General features: G+C 62.5%; 28 protein-coding genes. All 28 read left to right on the top strand.

Translation table 11 applies throughout. The features are described 5' to 3' along the window. On the top strand, window positions 1-735 hold a 735-nt coding region (locus SOM39_RS19195; RefSeq protein WP_320459235.1), incomplete at its 5' end, for an EF-Tu/IF-2/RF-3 family GTPase. A gap of 336 nt (window positions 736-1,071) precedes the next feature. Next, on the top strand, window positions 1,072-1,383 hold the full coding sequence (gene rpsJ / locus SOM39_RS19190; RefSeq protein ID WP_010341589.1) for a 30S ribosomal protein S10: 312 nt from the start codon (window positions 1,072-1,074) through the stop codon (window positions 1,381-1,383). A gap of 11 nt (window positions 1,384-1,394) precedes the next feature. Continuing rightward, on the top strand, window positions 1,395-2,045 hold the full coding sequence (gene rplC, locus SOM39_RS19185) for a 50S ribosomal protein L3 (RefSeq protein WP_068849456.1): 651 nt from the start codon (window positions 1,395-1,397) through the stop codon (window positions 2,043-2,045). 12 nt (window positions 2,046-2,057) lie between these two features. Next, window positions 2,058-2,663 carry a 50S ribosomal protein L4 gene (gene rplD / locus SOM39_RS19180; RefSeq protein WP_068849458.1) on the top strand — a complete coding sequence of 202 codons (606 nt, stop codon included), beginning with the start codon at window positions 2,058-2,060 and terminating at the stop codon, window positions 2,661-2,663. After that, window positions 2,660-2,959, top strand: a complete 300-nt coding sequence (gene rplW / locus SOM39_RS19175) for a 50S ribosomal protein L23 (RefSeq protein ID WP_068854553.1) — start codon at window positions 2,660-2,662, stop codon at window positions 2,957-2,959. Before rplD ends, rplW begins: the two co-directional genes overlap by 4 nt. 10 nt (window positions 2,960-2,969) lie before the next feature. Next, window positions 2,970-3,797: a 50S ribosomal protein L2 gene (gene rplB, locus SOM39_RS19170; RefSeq protein WP_068849460.1), complete on the top strand. Its 828-nt coding sequence runs from the start codon at window positions 2,970-2,972 to the stop codon at window positions 3,795-3,797. A gap of 6 nt (window positions 3,798-3,803) precedes the next feature. Beyond that, on the top strand, window positions 3,804-4,073 hold the full coding sequence (gene rpsS, locus SOM39_RS19165) for a 30S ribosomal protein S19 (RefSeq protein WP_017355409.1): 270 nt from the start codon (window positions 3,804-3,806) through the stop codon (window positions 4,071-4,073). A gap of 12 nt (window positions 4,074-4,085) precedes the next feature. Next, a complete protein-coding gene (gene rplV / locus SOM39_RS19160; RefSeq protein WP_017355410.1) occupies window positions 4,086-4,421 on the top strand; it encodes a 50S ribosomal protein L22 in 336 nt (111 codons plus the stop codon). Window positions 4,422-4,438: 17 nt separating this feature from the next. Next, window positions 4,439-5,173, top strand: coding sequence for a 30S ribosomal protein S3 (gene rpsC / locus SOM39_RS19155; RefSeq protein WP_068849461.1), 735 nt, complete (start codon window positions 4,439-4,441; stop codon window positions 5,171-5,173). 5 nt (window positions 5,174-5,178) lie between these two features. Beyond that, the gene (gene rplP, locus SOM39_RS19150; protein ID WP_068849463.1) at window positions 5,179-5,592 is read left to right on the top strand and encodes a 50S ribosomal protein L16; all 414 of its coding nucleotides are present in this window, start codon (window positions 5,179-5,181) and stop codon (window positions 5,590-5,592) included. Next, on the top strand, window positions 5,592-5,777 hold the full coding sequence (rpmC, locus tag SOM39_RS19145; protein ID WP_068849465.1) for a 50S ribosomal protein L29: 186 nt from the start codon (window positions 5,592-5,594) through the stop codon (window positions 5,775-5,777). The genes rplP and rpmC overlap by 1 nt, the downstream gene beginning before the upstream one ends. Window positions 5,778-5,788: 11 nt before the next feature. Then, window positions 5,789-6,058, top strand: coding sequence for a 30S ribosomal protein S17 (gene rpsQ / locus SOM39_RS19140; protein WP_068849467.1), 270 nt, complete (start codon window positions 5,789-5,791; stop codon window positions 6,056-6,058). A 13-nt stretch (window positions 6,059-6,071) separates the two neighbouring features. Next, complete coding sequence (gene rplN / locus SOM39_RS19135; protein ID WP_068849469.1) at window positions 6,072-6,440, top strand: 50S ribosomal protein L14; 369 nt, start codon at window positions 6,072-6,074, stop codon at window positions 6,438-6,440. Between the two features lie 16 nt (window positions 6,441-6,456). Then, window positions 6,457-6,774 (top strand): 50S ribosomal protein L24, encoded by a 318-nt coding sequence (gene rplX / locus SOM39_RS19130; RefSeq protein ID WP_017355416.1) that lies wholly within the window; start codon window positions 6,457-6,459, stop codon window positions 6,772-6,774. A gap of 11 nt (window positions 6,775-6,785) precedes the next feature. Continuing rightward, window positions 6,786-7,328, top strand: coding sequence for a 50S ribosomal protein L5 (rplE, locus tag SOM39_RS19125; RefSeq protein ID WP_068849470.1), 543 nt, complete (start codon window positions 6,786-6,788; stop codon window positions 7,326-7,328). 18 nt (window positions 7,329-7,346) lie between these two features. Then, a complete protein-coding gene (gene rpsN / locus SOM39_RS19120) occupies window positions 7,347-7,652 on the top strand; it encodes a 30S ribosomal protein S14 (RefSeq protein ID WP_068849472.1) in 306 nt (101 codons plus the stop codon). 242 nt (window positions 7,653-7,894) lie between these two features. Next, a complete protein-coding gene (rpsH, locus tag SOM39_RS19115) occupies window positions 7,895-8,293 on the top strand; it encodes a 30S ribosomal protein S8 (RefSeq protein WP_017355419.1) in 399 nt (132 codons plus the stop codon). An 18-nt stretch (window positions 8,294-8,311) separates the two neighbouring features. Continuing rightward, on the top strand, window positions 8,312-8,839 hold the full coding sequence (gene rplF, locus SOM39_RS19110; protein ID WP_068849473.1) for a 50S ribosomal protein L6: 528 nt from the start codon (window positions 8,312-8,314) through the stop codon (window positions 8,837-8,839). A gap of 56 nt (window positions 8,840-8,895) precedes the next feature. Continuing rightward, window positions 8,896-9,249, top strand: a complete 354-nt coding sequence (rplR, locus tag SOM39_RS19105) for a 50S ribosomal protein L18 (RefSeq protein WP_019186158.1) — start codon at window positions 8,896-8,898, stop codon at window positions 9,247-9,249. Between the two features lie 158 nt (window positions 9,250-9,407). After that, window positions 9,408-9,950 (top strand): 30S ribosomal protein S5, encoded by a 543-nt coding sequence (gene rpsE, locus SOM39_RS19100; RefSeq protein ID WP_038690276.1) that lies wholly within the window; start codon window positions 9,408-9,410, stop codon window positions 9,948-9,950. After that, window positions 9,943-10,134: a 50S ribosomal protein L30 gene (rpmD, locus tag SOM39_RS19095; protein WP_068849475.1), complete on the top strand. Its 192-nt coding sequence runs from the start codon at window positions 9,943-9,945 to the stop codon at window positions 10,132-10,134. Before rpsE ends, rpmD begins: the two co-directional genes overlap by 8 nt. Before the next feature lie 4 nt (window positions 10,135-10,138). Then, the gene (gene rplO / locus SOM39_RS19090; protein WP_068849476.1) at window positions 10,139-10,582 is read left to right on the top strand and encodes a 50S ribosomal protein L15; all 444 of its coding nucleotides are present in this window, start codon (window positions 10,139-10,141) and stop codon (window positions 10,580-10,582) included. 3 nt (window positions 10,583-10,585) lie between these two features. Further along, complete coding sequence (secY, locus tag SOM39_RS19085) at window positions 10,586-11,941, top strand: preprotein translocase subunit SecY (protein WP_068849478.1); 1,356 nt, start codon at window positions 10,586-10,588, stop codon at window positions 11,939-11,941. A gap of 361 nt (window positions 11,942-12,302) precedes the next feature. Then, entirely contained in the window at window positions 12,303-12,659 is a 357-nt protein-coding gene (rpsM, locus tag SOM39_RS19080; RefSeq protein ID WP_017355426.1) for a 30S ribosomal protein S13, read from the top strand. Between the two features lie 12 nt (window positions 12,660-12,671). After that, a complete protein-coding gene (rpsK, locus tag SOM39_RS19075) occupies window positions 12,672-13,061 on the top strand; it encodes a 30S ribosomal protein S11 (protein WP_017355427.1) in 390 nt (129 codons plus the stop codon). Between the two features lie 14 nt (window positions 13,062-13,075). Then, entirely contained in the window at window positions 13,076-13,705 is a 630-nt protein-coding gene (gene rpsD, locus SOM39_RS19070; protein ID WP_068849480.1) for a 30S ribosomal protein S4, read from the top strand. Window positions 13,706-13,760: 55 nt separating this feature from the next. Then, window positions 13,761-14,759, top strand: coding sequence for a DNA-directed RNA polymerase subunit alpha (locus SOM39_RS19065; protein ID WP_068849481.1), 999 nt, complete (start codon window positions 13,761-13,763; stop codon window positions 14,757-14,759). Window positions 14,760-14,956: 197 nt separating this feature from the next. Next, the gene (gene rplQ, locus SOM39_RS19060) at window positions 14,957-15,343 is read left to right on the top strand and encodes a 50S ribosomal protein L17 (protein WP_068849483.1); all 387 of its coding nucleotides are present in this window, start codon (window positions 14,957-14,959) and stop codon (window positions 15,341-15,343) included. The last annotated feature ends 271 nt before the right edge of the window (window positions 15,344-15,614 follow it).

The following is a 15,614-nucleotide window of genomic DNA, read 5'->3' as shown; positions in this document are numbered from 1 at the left end:
GAAGTCCGCGAGCTGCTGAGCAAGTACGACTTCCCGGGCGACGACACCCCGATCATCTCGGGCTCGGCCCGTCTGGCGCTGGAAGGCGACCAGAGCGAGATCGGCGTGCCGGCCATCATCAAGCTGGTCGAGGCGCTGGACACCTGGATCCCGCTGCCGGAACGTGACGTGGACAAGACCTTCCTGATGCCGGTGGAAGATGTGTTCTCGATCTCGGGCCGCGGCACCGTGGTGACCGGTCGTATCGAGCGCGGCGTGATCAAGGTCGGCGAAGAAATCGAAATCGTCGGTATCCGCGACACCCAGAAGACCACCGTGACCGGTGTGGAAATGTTCCGCAAGCTGCTGGACCAGGGCCAGGCAGGCGACAACGCCGGTCTGCTGCTGCGCGGCACCAAGCGTGACGACGTCCAGCGCGGCCAGGTGCTGTGCAAGCCGGGTTCGATCAAGCCGCACACCGAGTTCGAAGGCGAAGTCTACGTGCTGTCGAAGGACGAAGGCGGCCGTCACACCCCGTTCTTCAACGGCTACCGCCCGCAGTTCTACTTCCGTACCACCGACATCACTGGCGCCGCCAAGCTGCCGGAAGGCGTCGAGATGGTGATGCCGGGTGACAACGTGAAGATGGTCGTGACCCTGATCAACCCGGTCGCCATGGACGAAGGCCTGCGCTTCGCGATTCGTGAAGGCGGCCGTACCGTCGGCGCCGGCGTGGTCTCCAAGATCATCAAGTAATCTGCTAGACTCTGCGCCCCGATGTTGCCTGGGTAGGGCATCGGGGTTGCAACACAAACGGGAAAAGAGGCGCAGGACGCACCTCGTGTTCCCCAGACCAGGAAGGGTCGCGCCATTCAGGCAGTGTCAACAGGACCCCCTGTTGACCGCCGCGTTGTATGCGCGCTATACTTTTTGTCTGGGCAGATCGGGAGACCGGTCTGCCTCGATTTTTGAGGTCTACGGAAAGATCTTGTCGCCGCGCAGGAATGTGCGGCGTCCGCATTCAGGATATTCATGGGACAAGGCAACCCAGAGGCCTTGTCCGTCGCTCTTTTAACGAAGGAACCTACCGCCATGGCGGACCAAAAGATCCGGATTCGGTTGAAGGCGTTCGATCATCGTTTGATCGACCGTTCGGCCAGCGAGATCGTTGAAACGGCAAAGCGGACCGGCGCGCAAGTGCGTGGCCCGATCCCGCTGCCGACCAAGATCGAGCGTTACACCATTCTCGTCTCGCCGCACGTCGACAAGGACGCGCGTGACCAGTACGAGACCCGCACGCACAAGCGCGTGCTCGACATCGTCGACCCCAACGACAAGACCGTGGACGCGCTGATGAAGCTCGAACTGGCTGCCGGCGTCGACGTTCAGATCAAGCTGACCTGAGGACTACGACCATGACGAAGAAATATTCGTTGGGCTTCGTGGGCCGCAAGGCTGGCATGAGCCGCGTGTTCACCGAAGATGGCCAGGCCATCCCGGTGACCCTGATTGAAGCTACCCCGAACCGCATCGCGCAGATCAAGACCGTCGAAGCTGACGGCTACAGCGCCGTGCAGGTGACCGTCGGCGCGCGTCGCGCTGCCCTGGTCAACAAGCCGGAAGCCGGCCACTTCGCCAAGGCGAAGGTGGAAGCCGGTCGTGGCCTGTGGGAATTCCGCGTTGAAGACGCGCAGCTCGGCGATTTCGCCGTTGGCGGCGAAGTCAAGGCGGACATCTTTGAAGTTGGCCAGAAGGTCGACGTCCAGGGTGTCACCAAGGGTAAGGGCTTCCAGGGCACCATCAAGCGCTACAACTTCCGTATGGGCGATGCAACCCACGGTAACTCGCTGTCGCATCGCGCGCCGGGTTCGCTGGGCCAGCGCCAGACCCCGGGTCGCGTTTTCCCGGGCAAGAAGATGTCGGGCCACATGGGTGCCGTGCAGCAGAGCACGCAGAACCTGGAAGTTGTCAAGGTCGACGTCGAGCGCGGTCTGATCGCGATTCGTGGCGCCGTGCCTGGCGCTGCGGGTGGTGACGTGATCGTGCGTCCGGCTAGCAAGGCATAAGGAGAGATGACGATGGAACTCGTTATCACGGGTAGCAACAACAAGGTCTCGGTCTCCGATGCCGTGTTCGGTCGCGATTTCAGCGAAGATCTGGTCCACCAGGTCGTCGTTGCCTATCGCAATGCCGGTCGCGCCGGCACCAAGGCACAGAAGACTCGTTCTGAAGTGGCTGGTACCACCAAGAAGTCGAAGAAGCAGAAGGGCGGCGGTGCGCGTCATGGCGCGCTGACGGCTCCGATCTTCGTCGGCGGCGGTGTCACCTTCGCGGCCAAGCCGCGCAGCTTCGAGCAGAAGGTCAACCGCAAGCAGTACCGTGCCGCCATGTGCGCGATCCTGTCCGAGCTCAACCGCCAGGGCCGTCTGACCATCGTGGAGTCCTTCGATGTCGAAGCGACCAGCACGAAGGCTCTGATCGCCAAGCTGGCCGGCCTGGAAGTGGGCAAGCGCCCGCTGATCGTCACCGAGGAAGCCACCGAGCACCTGTACCTGTCGGCCCGCAACATTCCCTACGTGGAAGTGCGTGACGTGCAGGGCCTGGATCCGGTGTCGCTGGTCGGTGCCGACACGGTCGTCATCACCGCTGATGCGGTCAAGAAGGTCGAGGAGTGGCTGGCATGAACAGCAACGAAAAAATCTTCAGCGTGCTGCGTGCTCCGCGAGTCTCCGAAAAGACCGCGCGCCTGCAGGAACATTCCAACCAGTATGTCTTCGAGATCTCGAACGAAGCGACCAAGGCCGACGTGAAGGCCGCGGTAGAGCAGTTGTTCGACGTCAAGGTCGAAGCGGTCAACGTGCTGAACGTGAAGGGCAAGAACAAGTCCTTCCGTAACCGCACCGGCCGCCGCGGCGATTGGCGCAAGGCGTACGTGCGTCTCGCCGATGGCCAGTCCATCGATGTAACGGCCAAGGCCTGAGGTACATCCCATGCCATTGATGAAATTCAAGCCCACTTCCCCCGGCCGCCGTTCGGCCGTGCGCGTGGTTACGCCCGATCTGCACAAGGGCGCACCGCACGCAGCGTTGCTGGAGCCGAAGAGCAATACCGGTGGTCGTAACCACCACGGTCGCATCACCACCCGTCACGTGGGCGGTGGTCACAAGCAGCATTACCGTCTGATTGACTTCAAGCGCAACAAGGAAGGCATTCCGGCGCGCGTGGAACGCATCGAATACGATCCGAACCGCACCGCCCATATCGCCCTGCTGTGCTACGTCGACGGCGAGCGCCGCTACATCATCGCACCGAAGGGCCTGAAGGCCGGTGACCAGGTGATCGCGGGTTCGGATGCGCCGATCAAGACCGGCAACACCCTGCCGCTGCGCAACATCCCGGTTGGTACCACTGTCCACGGCATCGAACTGAAGCCGGGCAAGGGTGCCCAGATCGCGCGTGCCGCCGGCGCTGCCGTGCAGCTCGTCGCTCGTGAAGGCGTCTTCGCCACCCTGCGCCTGCGCTCGGGTGAAATGCGCAAGGTGCCGGTCGAGTGCCGCGCAACGATCGGTGAAGTCGGCAACGACGAACACAACCTGGAAAAGCTGGGCAAGGCTGGCGCCAAGCGCTGGCGCGGTGTCCGCCCGACCGTTCGTGGTGCTGCCATGAACCCGGTTGACCACCCGCACGGTGGTGGTGAGGCGAAGGCCGGCCAGGGTAATCCGCATCCGGTCACCCCGTGGGGTGTTCCGACCAAGGGTTACAAGACGCGCAAGAACAAGCGCACCCAGCAATTCATCGTCCGCGATCGTAGGGGCTAATCGACCATGGCACGTTCACTCAAGAAGGGCCCGTTCGTCGATCACCACCTCGTCAAGAAGGTGGAGGCCGCTGCGGGTAGCAAGAAGCCGATCAAGACCTGGTCGCGCCGTTCGATGATCCTGCCGGAAATGGTAGGCATCACCATCGCCGTTCATAACGGTAAGAACCACGTTCCGGTGCTCGTCAACGAGAACATGGTCGGCCACAAGCTCGGCGAATTTGCCATCACCCGGACCTTCAAGGGTCACGGTGGTGACAAGAAGTCGGGCAAGTAAGGAGAGATGACAATGGAAGCGAAAGCAATCCTGCGCTCCGCGCGCATCTCTGCGCAGAAAGCACGCCTGGTCGCTGACCAGGTGCGCGGCCTGCCGGCCGAGCGTGCGGTCAACCTGCTGAAGTTCTCGGACAAGAAGGCTGCCCACCTGATCAAGAAGGTGGTGGAGTCGGCTATTGCCAATGCCGAGAACAACCAGGGCGCCGACGTCGACGAGCTGAAGGTTCAGACCATCATGGTTGATGAAGGTCCGACCCTGAAGCGTTTCATGGCGCGGGCGAAAGGCCGCGGCACCCGCATCCTCAAGCGCACCAGCCACATCACTGTGGTTGTGGGCGCCGGCAAGTAAGCGGAAAGGAAAACACCATGGGTCATAAAGTTCATCCGATTGGTATCCGCCTCGGCATCTCCAAGGACTGGAACTCCAAGTGGTACGCCAACAAGGCCGAGTTTGCTGGTTATCTGGCAGCCGACCTGAAGGTGCGGGACATGCTGCGCAAGAAGCTCGCGCAGGCCGGCATCAGCAAGATCCTCATCGAACGTCCGGCGAAGACCGCCCGCGTGACGATCCACACCGCCCGTCCGGGCGTGGTGATCGGCAAGCGTGGTGAGGACATCGAGAAGCTGCGCAAGGAAGTGAGCGAAATGATGGGCGTTCCGGCGCACATCAACGTCACCGAAGTGCGCAAGCCCGAGCTGGACGCACAGCTGGTTGCCGAGTCGATCGCGCAGCAGCTGGAGCGTCGCATCATGTTCCGCCGCGCAATGAAGCGCTCGGTCGGCAACGCGATGCGCCTCGGTGCCCTGGGCATCAAGGTCAACGTCGGTGGCCGCTTGAACGGTGCTGAAATCGCCCGTTCGGAGTGGTACCGCGAAGGCCGCGTGCCGCTGCACACGCTGCGTGCCGACATCGACTATGGCTTCGCTGAAGCCAAGACGACCTACGGCATCATCGGCATCAAGGTCTGGATCTACAAGGGCGAGGTTTTCGATTTCTCCCAGGTTGGCCAGGAAAAGCAGGACGACACCCCGTCGCGCAACGATCGTAACGATCGCGGTGACCGCGGTGACCGTCAGCGCCCGGCCCGTGAAGCGAGGTAACGACAATGTTGCAACCCAAGCGAACCAAGTACCGCAAGGTACACAAGGGCCGTAACGATGGCCTGAGCTGGAGCGCCAACGCTGTCAGCTTCGGCGAATACGGCCTGAAGGCAACCGCCCACGGTCAGCTGACCGCGCGCCAGATCGAAGCGGCCCGCCGCTCGATCAGCCGCTACGTCAAGCGCGGTGGCAAGATGTGGATCCGAGTGTTCCCCGACAAGCCGATCACCAAGAAGCCCATCGAAGTCCGAATGGGTTCTGGTAAGGGCAACGTGGAGTACTGGGTAGCCCAGATCCAGCCCGGCCGCATGATCTATGAAATTGAAGGTGTGGGTGAAGACGTGGCACGCGAGGCGTTCCGCCTGGCAGCTGCCAAGCTCTCCGTGACCACCACTTTCGTGACCCGGACGGTGATGTGATGGATATCAAACAGCTTCGCGAAAAGTCGGCTGACGACCTGAAGTCCCATTTGGTTGACCTGCGTAAGGAGCAGTTCTCGCTCCGCATGCAGCAGGTCACCGGGCAGCTGCCGAAGACTCACGAAACCCGCCGGGTCCGCCGCGAGATTGCTCGCGTCAAGACCCTGCTCGGCAGCAACAAGTAAGGATGGCCGCGATGAGCGACAATACTGAAAACAAGCAGCTGCGCACGGTCGAAGGCCGTGTCGTCAGCAACAAGATGGACAAGACGGTCACCGTGTTGGTGGAGCGCCAGGTCAAGCACGCGCTGTACGGCAAGTACCTGCGTCGTTCGACCAAGCTCCACGCGCACGACGCCGACAACGCCTGCAATGAAGGCGATGTCGTCCGCGTGACCGAAATTGCTCCGATGTCCAAGACCAAGAACTGGCGCGTGGTGGAAATTGTCACCCGTGCGGCTCAATAAGGAGATCTGACTCATGATCCAGATGCAGAGCTACCTCGAGGTCGCGGACAATTCCGGTGCCAAGGAAGTGATGTGCATCAAGGTGCTGGGCGGCTCCAAGCGTCGCTACGCACACATCGGTGACATCATCAAGGTCACCGTGAAGGATGCAATCCCGCGCGGCAAGGTCAAGAAGGGTGAAGTGTTCGACGCCGTCGTGGTGCGTACCCGCAAGGGTGTGCGTCGCGCCGATGGCTCGCTGATCCGTTTCGACACCAATGCCGCGGTCCTGCTCAACAACAAGCAAGAGCCGATCGGCACCCGCATCTTCGGGCCGGTGACCCGTGAACTTCGTTCCGAGAAGTTCATGAAGATCGTCTCGCTCGCTCCCGAAGTGCTGTGAGCGACAGGAGATAATCATGGCTAACCGTATCAAGAAGGGCGACCAGGTCGTCGTCAACACCGGCAAGGACAAGGGCAAGCAGGGCGAAGTCGTCCGCGTCGACGGCGATCGTGTGATCGTCGCCAACGTGAACATCGTCAAGCGCCACACCAAGCCGAACCCGCAGGCAGGCGTTGCCGGCGGCGTGGTCGAGCGTGAAGCGTCGATCCATATCTCCAACGTGAATGTGCTCAACCCGGCTTCGGGCAAGGGCGAGCGCGTTGGCTTCAAGGTGCTGGAGGATGGACGCAAACTGCGTGTGTTCCGCTCCAGCGGTGAGGCGCTTGACGCCTGAGGAATGAGAAGATGAGTTCCCGTCTCGAAAAGTTCTACCAGGAAGAAGTGGTGCCGGCGCTGATGAAGCAGTTCGGCTACACCAATCCGATGCAGGTTCCCCGTCTGGTCAAGGTCACCCTGAACATGGGTGTCGGCGAAGCGGCGACCAACAAGAAGATCCTGGAAAATGCCGTCGCCGACATGGCCAAGGTCTCCGGCCAGAAGCCGATCGTGACCAAGTCCCGCGTCTCGGTGGCTTCGTTCAAGATCCGCGATGGTTGGCCGATCGGCTGCAAGACCACGCTGCGTCGTGCCAAGATGTATGAGTTCCTGGATCGCCTGATCAACATCTCGCTGCCGCGCGTGCGCGACTTCCGTGGTGTCTCGGGTCGTTCCTTCGACGGTCGCGGCAACTTCAACATGGGTGTGAAGGAACAGATCATCTTCCCGGAAATCGACTTCGACGCTGTCGACGCGATCCGCGGCATGGATATCGCCATCACCACCACCGCCAAGACCGATGCGGAAGCGAAGGCGCTGCTCGCAGCGTTCAAGTTCCCGTTCCGTAACTGATACGTCGAGGAATCCGAAATGGCAAAGACCTCCATGGTCAACCGCGACCTGAAGCGTGCGAAGCTGGCCGTCAAGTACGCCGGCAAGCGTGAAGAGCTGAAGAAGATCATCTCCAGCACGACCGCTTCGTACGAAGAGAAGGAACAGGCCGTGATCAAGTTGCAGAAGCTGCCGCGCGATTCGTCGCCGAGCCGCCACCGCAACCGTTGCGAACTGTCGGGCCGCCCGCGTGGCGTGTACAGCAAGTTCGGCCTCGGCCGCAACAAGCTGCGCGAAGCCACCATGCGTGGTGACGTGCCGGGCCTGCGCAAGGCCAGCTGGTAAGGGATCCGTCCCCGCAGTACGGGGTGGGCCTGTTCAGGTTCACCCCGACTTGAAGAGTCCGACCCCGGTCGGGCTCTTTTTGTCGTATACTCCCGCGTCTCACCCGCCCTTAACGTGGTGGAGCGGGGGAGTGGTAGAGCGGGCTGTTAGCCCGCTGAACAAAGAACGACGGGCCGCCAGGCCCATTCCAAATAGCAAGATTTTCGCGAAAGCGGATATCGGTGCACTCAAAGGTATCGACTATGAGCATGACTGATCCCATCGCCGACCTGCTGGTACGCATCAAGAATGCGGCCGCGGTTGGCAAGCAGACGGTGAAAGCACCGTCCTCCAAGATCAAGGTTGCAATCGCAGAAGTGTTGAAGGCCGAAGGCTACATCACCGACCTGCGCGTGACCAAGACCGAGAACAACAAGGCCGAGCTTGAAATCGTCCTGAAGTATTTCGAGGGCAAGCCGGTCATCGAGACCCTGAAGCGCTTCTCGCGTTCGGGTCTGCGCCAGTACCGTGGCAAGTCCGAGCTGCCGAAGGTCCTGAACGGCCTGGGCATCTCCATCATCTCCACCTCCAAGGGCATCATGACTGATGCGCAGGCGCGCCAGTTGGGCGTCGGCGGCGAAGTCCTGTGCTTCGTGGCCTAAGGCGAGAAGGAAACCACTATGTCCCGCGTAGCCAAGAAGCCGGTCAACCTGCCCAAGGGCGTTGAACTGAACATCCAGCCGGAATCCGTCAGCGTGAAGGGCCCGAAGGGCACCCTGAGCCTGGCCAAGGTTGCTGGCGTTGAAATTTCCGTCAACGACGGCGTTGCCACCCTGGCCGCCAGCAATGACGAGCTGGTCGCCCTCACCGGCACCGTCCGCGCGATCCTGGCCAACATGGTCAAGGGCGTCACCGATGGCTTCGAGCGCAAGCTTGAGCTGGTCGGCGTGGGTTACCGCGCCACCATGCAGGGCAAGGACCTGAGCCTGGCGCTCGGTTTCTCGCACCCGGTTGTGTACGTGGCGCCGGAAGGCATCACGCTGTCGACCCCGACCCAGACCGAAATCCTGGTCCAGGGCACCGACAAGCAGCTGGTGGGCGAAGTTGCCGCCAAGATCCGCGCTTACCGCAAGCCGGAGCCCTACAAGGGCAAGGGTGTTAAGTACGCCGGCGAAGTCATCATTCGTAAGGAAGCCAAGAAGGCGTAAGGGCGAGTCCCCGTTCCGGGGAGGAATCCTGTCTTCAGCTTTCAAGGAAAAAGATCATGAACAAGAACATTGCTCGCCTGCGTCGCGCCAAGTCCACCCGCGCACATATCCGTGTCCTCGGCGTGCCGCGTCTGTCGGTGCTGCGCACCGGTCAGCACCTGTACGCCCAGGTCTTCACCGCCGACGGCTCCAAGGTGCTGGCTGCTGCCAACACCACCCAGGCCGACGTCAAGGAAGGCCTGAAGAACGGCAAGAACAGCGACGCCGCCGCCAAGGTCGGCAAGCTGGTTGCCGAGCGCGCCAAGGCTGCGGGCATCGAGAAGGTCGCTTTCGACCGCTCGGGCTACCGCTACCACGGCCGCATCAAGGCACTGGCCGATGCAGCCCGCGAAGGCGGCCTGCAGTTCTAAGGGATAAGGAAGCGGGGCTGGTCCCCGCTTCCGCCTGCCTGCCGGCACGGGTTGTGCCGGGCGGCGTCCTTCTTCTGCAGGGGCGTTCGATCCACCGCGTCATTCCACAGCTATAAGCGGCCCTGAGCCGTACATACCCAATCAATCAAGGAATCAACATGGCAGAAGAACGTCAGCAGCGGGGTCGCGATCGCGACCGTAACCGCGAAGAGAAAGTCGACGACGGCATGATCGAGAAGCTGGTCGCGGTCAACCGCGTCAGCAAGACCGTCAAGGGCGGTCGTCAGTTCACCTTCACCGCACTGACCGTGGTCGGTGACGGCGCAGGCAAGGTTGGCTTCGGCTACGGCAAGGCGCGTGAAGTGCCGGTCGCGATCCAGAAGTCGATGGAGCAGGCTCGCAAGAACCTGGCCGACGTCGATCTGAACAACGGCACCCTGTGGCACCCGGTGAAGTCCGGCCACGGCGCAGCCCGCGTGTTCATGATGCCGGCTTCGGAAGGTACGGGCGTCATCGCCGGCGGTGCCATGCGCGCCGTGCTGGAAGCAGTGGGCGTCAAGAACGTGCTGGCCAAGGCCGTCGGTTCGCGCAACCCGATCAACCTGGTTCGCGCCACGCTGAAGGGTCTGTCCGAAATGCAGTCGCCGGCCCGCATCGCGGCCAAGCGCGGCAAGAAGGTGGAGGATCTCAACCATGGCTAATGACACCGTCAAGACCGTCAAGGTCCGTCTGGTTGGCGGCCTGCGTGGCACCCAGTCGCGTCACCGCCTGTCGGTGCGTGCCCTGGGCCTGAACAAGCTCAACGATGTGCGTGTCCTGAAGGACAGCCCGCAGGTTCGCGGTCTGATCAACAAGGTCCACTACCTCGTCAAGGTTGAGGAATAATCCAATGACCCTGCATCTCAATGAACTGAGCCCGGCACCGGGCGCGCGCAAAGAGCGCACCCGCGTCGGCCGTGGTATCGGCTCCGGCCTGGGCAAGACCTGCGGCCGCGGCCACAAGGGTTCGTTCGCCCGTAAGGGTGGCGGCAAGATCAAGGCGGGCTTCGAAGGCGGCCAGACCCCCATGCAGCGTCGTCTGCCGAAGGTCGGTTTCCGTTCCAAGATCGCCAAGGACACGGCCGAAGTGCTGTCGTACCACCTGGACCGCCTGGAAGCTGGCGAGATCGATTTCGCCGCGCTGCGCGCTGCGAAGCTGGTCCCGAGCACTGCCAAGCAGGCCAAGATCGTCATGAAGGGCGGCCTGACCAAGGCCTTCACCCTGAAGGGCATCGCAGCAACGGCCGGTGCCAAGGCCGCGATCGAAGCTGCCGGCGGCAGCGTACAGGAGTAAGACATGGCGCAAGCTGGCATTGGTAACCTGGGCGGCGGGCTCGGCAAGTTCACGGAACTTCGCCAGCGTCTGCTGTTCGTCGTCGGGGCTTTGATCGTCTACCGCATCGGCTGTTATGTGCCGGTGCCGGGCGTCAATCCCGATGCCATGCTTGCGCTCATGCAGGCGCAGGGCGGCGGCATCGTGGACATGTTCAACATGTTCTCGGGCGGCGCCCTGCACCGTTTCAGCATTTTCGCGCTGAACGTGATGCCGTACATCTCGGCATCCATCGTGATGCAGCTGGCCGTCCACATCTTCCCCGCGCTCAAGGCGATGCAGAAGGAAGGTGAGTCCGGTCGCCGCAAGATCACCCAGTATTCCCGCATCGGCGCCGTGTTGCTGGCCGTGGTGCAGGGCGGCAGCATTGCGCTGGCGCTGCAGAACCAGCTGTCCCCGTCCGGTGCGCCGGTCGTGTACGCGCCGGGCATGGGCTTCGTGCTCACCGCCGTGGTCGCGTTGACCGCCGGTACCATCTTCCTGATGTGGGTTGGCGAGCAGGTCACCGAGCGCGGCATCGGCAACGGTGTGTCGCTGATCATCTTCGCCGGCATCGTGGCCGGCCTGCCGGGTGCGGTCATCCACACCTTCGACGCCTTCCGCGAAGGCAACCTGCAGTTCATCCAGCTGCTGCTGATCGCGCTGGTGGTGCTGGCCTTCACCTTCTTCGTGGTGTTCGTCGAACGCGGCCAGCGCCGCATCACGGTGAACTACGCACGTCGCCAGGGTGGCCGCAACGCGTACATGAACCAGACCTCGTTCCTGCCGCTGAAGCTGAACATGGCGGGCGTGATCCCGGCCATCTTCGCCTCCAGCATCCTGGCATTCCCGACCACCCTGGCCATGTGGTCCGGCCAGGCCAGCTCGGCGACCTGGCTGCAGAAGGTCGCCAACGCCCTGGGTCCGGGCGAGCCGCTGCACATGATCGTGTTCGCTGCGCTGATCACCGGTTTCGCGTTCTTCTATACCGCGCTGGTGTTCAACTCCCAGGAAACCGCCGACAACCTGAAGAAGTCGGGCGCGCTGATTCCGGGTATCCGTCCGGGCAAGGCCACCGCCGACTACATCGACGGCGTGCTGACCCGCCTGACCGCGGCCGGCTCGGCCTACCTGGTGATCGTCTGCCTGCTGCCGGAAATCATGCGCACGCAGCTGAACGCCTCGTTCTACTTCGGCGGCACCTCGCTGCTGATCGTGGTGGTGGTGGTGATGGACTTCATCGCCCAGATCCAGGCGCACCTGATGTCGCACCAGTACGAGAGCCTGTTGAAGAAGGCCAACCTGAAGGGCGGCAACCGCGGCGGTTTTGCCCGCGGCTGATTGGCCTGTTACACTATCGTCTTCCTGACGTGATGGTCCTCCGCTTCGCGGACCTGGCCACACAAACGAAGGGCGGCCCCCGCAGCGGTTCCGGGTGGGGGTGAGATCGGGTCGTCCCGCGCGGGAGTAGCGCGGGCGGCGCCGGAAGAGGGTCCGAAAGGGTCGCTTCCGGAGTCAACCTGGTCCGGCGCCGGAGCCTGGGCACACTCCCTGGGCCGGGTCCATGAAACCTTTCAGGTTTCACGGGCTTCCATGTAAACCGGAACCTTGTTAGTATCGCTAGTTCACTTTTTGATCCATCCTGCCGGATCGGCGCGCCTCGGGTGCGCTGTCGGCCATCACTCAGCTGGAGAACCGCGTCATGGCGCGTATTGCAGGCGTCAACCTGCCAGCCCAGAAGCACGTCTGGGTCGGGTTGCAAAGCATTTACGGCATCGGCCGTACCCGTTCGAAGAAGGTCTGCGACGCCGCAGGCGTGACCTCGACCACCAAGATCCGCGATCTGTCGGAGCCGGAAATCGAGCGTCTGCGCTCGGAAGTGGCCAAGTACATCGTGGAAGGCGATCTGCGCCGTGAAATCGGTATCGCGATCAAGCGCCTGATGGACCTGGGCTGCTACCGCGGTCTGCGTCACCGCCGCGGCCTGCCGCTGCGTGGTCAGCGCACCCGTACCAACGCCCGCACCCGCAAGGGCCCGCGCAAGGCGATCAGGAAGTAAGGGACCTAAGAAATGGCTAAGCCCGTCGCTAAGACCAAGAAGAAGATCAAGCGCGTCGTCACTGACGGCGTTGCCCACGTCCACGCTTCTTTCAACAACACCATCGTGACCATCACCGACCGCCAGGGCAATGCTCTGTCGTGGGCGACGTCCGGTGGCGCTGGCTTCCGCGGTTCGCGTAAGTCCACCCCGTTCGCTGCCCAGGTGGCTGCCGAGAAAGCCGGCCGTGCCGCGCTGGATTACGGCGTCAAGTCCCTGGAAGTCCGCATCAAGGGCCCGGGTCCGGGTCGTGAGTCGGCCGTGCGCTCGCTGAACAACGTGGGCTACAAGATCACCAACATCATCGACGTGACGCCAATCCCGCACAACGGGTGCCGTCCGCCGAAGAAGCGTCGCGTCTAAAGGAGCGATAAGAAATGGCTCGTTATATCGGTCCTACCTGTAAGCTCGCCCGCCGCGAAGGCGCCGACCTTTCCCTCAAGAGCCCGGCCCGTGCGCTGGACTCCAAGTGCAAGCTGGAGCAGAAGCCCGGCCAGCACGGCGCGACCGCCCGCAAGGGCAAGCTGTCCGACTACGCCACCCAGCTGCGTGAAAAGCAGAAGGTCAAGCGTATCTACGGTCTGCTGGAGCGTCAGTTCCGCAACTACTACAAGAAGGCCTCGACCAAGAAGGGCAACACCGGCGAGAACCTGCTGCAGCTGTTGGAAACCCGCCTGGACAACGTCGTCTATCGCATGGGCTTCGCAGTGACCCGTCCGGCTGCCCGTCAGCTGGTCTCGCACCGCGGCGTCACCGTGAACGGCAAGTCGGTCAACCTGGCTTCGTACCAGGTCAAGGCTGGCGACGCTGTCGCGCTGTCCGAGAAGGCTGCCAAGCAGCTGCGCGTTCAGGAAGCCCTGACCGTGTCCAAGACGCACGACCTGCGCCCGACGTGGATCGAAGTGGACGCCGACAAGTTCGCCGGCATCTTCAAGGCCGTGCCGGATCGTTCGGACCTGCCTGCGGATATCAACGAAGCGCTGATCGTCGAGTTGTATTCGAAGTAATTCACATTGGAGAGCCCCCGGCGACGGCCGGGGGTTCACTAGGAGAACCCGCAACATGACGGTTACCGCCAACCAGGTTCTGCGTCCTCGTGGTCCGCAGATCGAACGCCTTACCGACACCCGCGCCAAGGTCGTTATCGAACCCTTGGAGCGTGGTTACGGGCATACGCTGGGCAATGCCCTGCGTCGCGTGCTGCTGTCGTCCATCCCGGGCTTCGCCATCACGGAAGTTGAGATCGACGGCGTACTGCACGAGTACACCACGCTCGAAGGCCTGCAGGAGGACGTTCTCGAAGTCCTGCTCAACCTGAAGGACGTGGCGATCCGTATGCACACCGGCGACAGCGCAACCCTGTCGCTGTCCAAGCAGGGTCCGGGTGTCGTGACTGCTGCCGATATCAAGGTCGACCACAACGTCGAGATCCTCAACACGGATCATGTCATCTGCCACCTGACCAAGGACACGGCAGTCAACATGCGCCTGAAGATCGAGCGTGGTTTCGGCTACCAGCCGGCCGCCGCGCGTCGTCGTCCGGACGAAGAAACCCGTGCCATCGGTCGTCTGGTCCTGGACGCCTCGTTCTCGCCGGTCCGTCGCGTCGCCTATTCGGTGGAAGCGGCCCGCGTCGAACAGCGTACCGACCTGGACAAGCTGGTGCTGGACATCGAAACCAACGGCACGATCGATGCCGAGGAAGCCGTGCGCACCGCCGCCGACATCCTCAGCGATCAGCTGTCGGTCTTCGGTGACTTCACCCACCGCGACCGCGGTGCAGCCAAGCCGGCCAACAACGGCGTGGATCCGGTGCTGCTGCGCCCGATCGACGACCTGGAACTGACCGTGCGTTCGGCCAACTGCCTCAAGGCCGAGAGCATCTACTACATCGGCGATCTGATCCAGAAGACCGAAGTGGAACTGCTCAAGACCCCGAACCTCGGCAAGAAGTCGCTGACCGAGATCAAGGAAGTCCTCGCCCAGCGCGGTCTTTCGCTCGGCATGAAGCTGGAGAACTGGCCGCCGGCCGGTGTCGCCCAGCACGGCATGCTCGGCTGATCCAGCGCAGTAAATGCTTCACCCCGCACCTTCGGGTGCGGGGGCTTTACCCGCAGTACCTCGCATCGACAGGCGCCAGCCTGCGGTGACGGTCGGCCAGGAGGGCCGGCACCGGACCATCCGCAGTCCAAGCAACAACGCCGGGAAGGCGACAGCGATACCCAACCGATCCAACATTCTTTCAAGGAACATCCGTCATGCGTCACATGAAATCCGGCCGTAAGTTCAGCCGTACCAGCGCCCACCGCGAAGCAATGTTCAAGAACATGGCCGCGTCGCTGTTCAAGCACGAGCTGATCAAGACCACCCTGCCGAAGGCCAAGGAACTGCGCCGCGTCGCCGAGCCGCTGATCACCCTGGCCAAGGTCGACTCCGTTGCCAACCGCCGTCTGGCTTTCGCCCGCCTGCGTGACAACGAAGCCGTGGGCAACCTGTTCACCACCCTGGGCCCGCGTTACGCGAACCGCCCGGGCGGCTACCTGCGTCTGCTGAAGTGCGGCTTCCGCGCTGGCGACAACGCGCCGATGGCCTACGTCGAACTGGTCGACCGTCCGGCCGCCGTGGCTGAAGCCGTCGAAGAATAATCGACTCGCTTTACCAGAGATTCTTCAAAGAACCCGGCCTTGTGCCGGGTTTTTTGTTGGCTGTAGATCAAGAGCAACTTCAACGTCAAAGGCGCTGGTTGTTCGCTGATCACTGCGGGGCCCCGGCCGGTGTGGGTTTGCGGGGGGCGCCGTGAACCTGTGGTGGTCAAGTTTTTCTGGACACTCTCAAGGGGCGTTCAGGCCACCTGCGCTTCGTGGAGCGCAGGCGGTACCAGGCCGTTGGCGTTATGCAGCCGGCGCTGGTTGTACC

Origin of the sequence: Stenotrophomonas sp. CFBP8994 (genome assembly GCF_034044835.1) — a bacterium.
GTDB classification, from domain to species: Bacteria; Pseudomonadota; Gammaproteobacteria; order Xanthomonadales; family Xanthomonadaceae; genus Stenotrophomonas; species Stenotrophomonas rhizophila_A.
The sequence above is the reverse complement of the archived record's forward strand: the minus strand, read 5'-3'. Positions and strand labels throughout refer to the sequence as shown.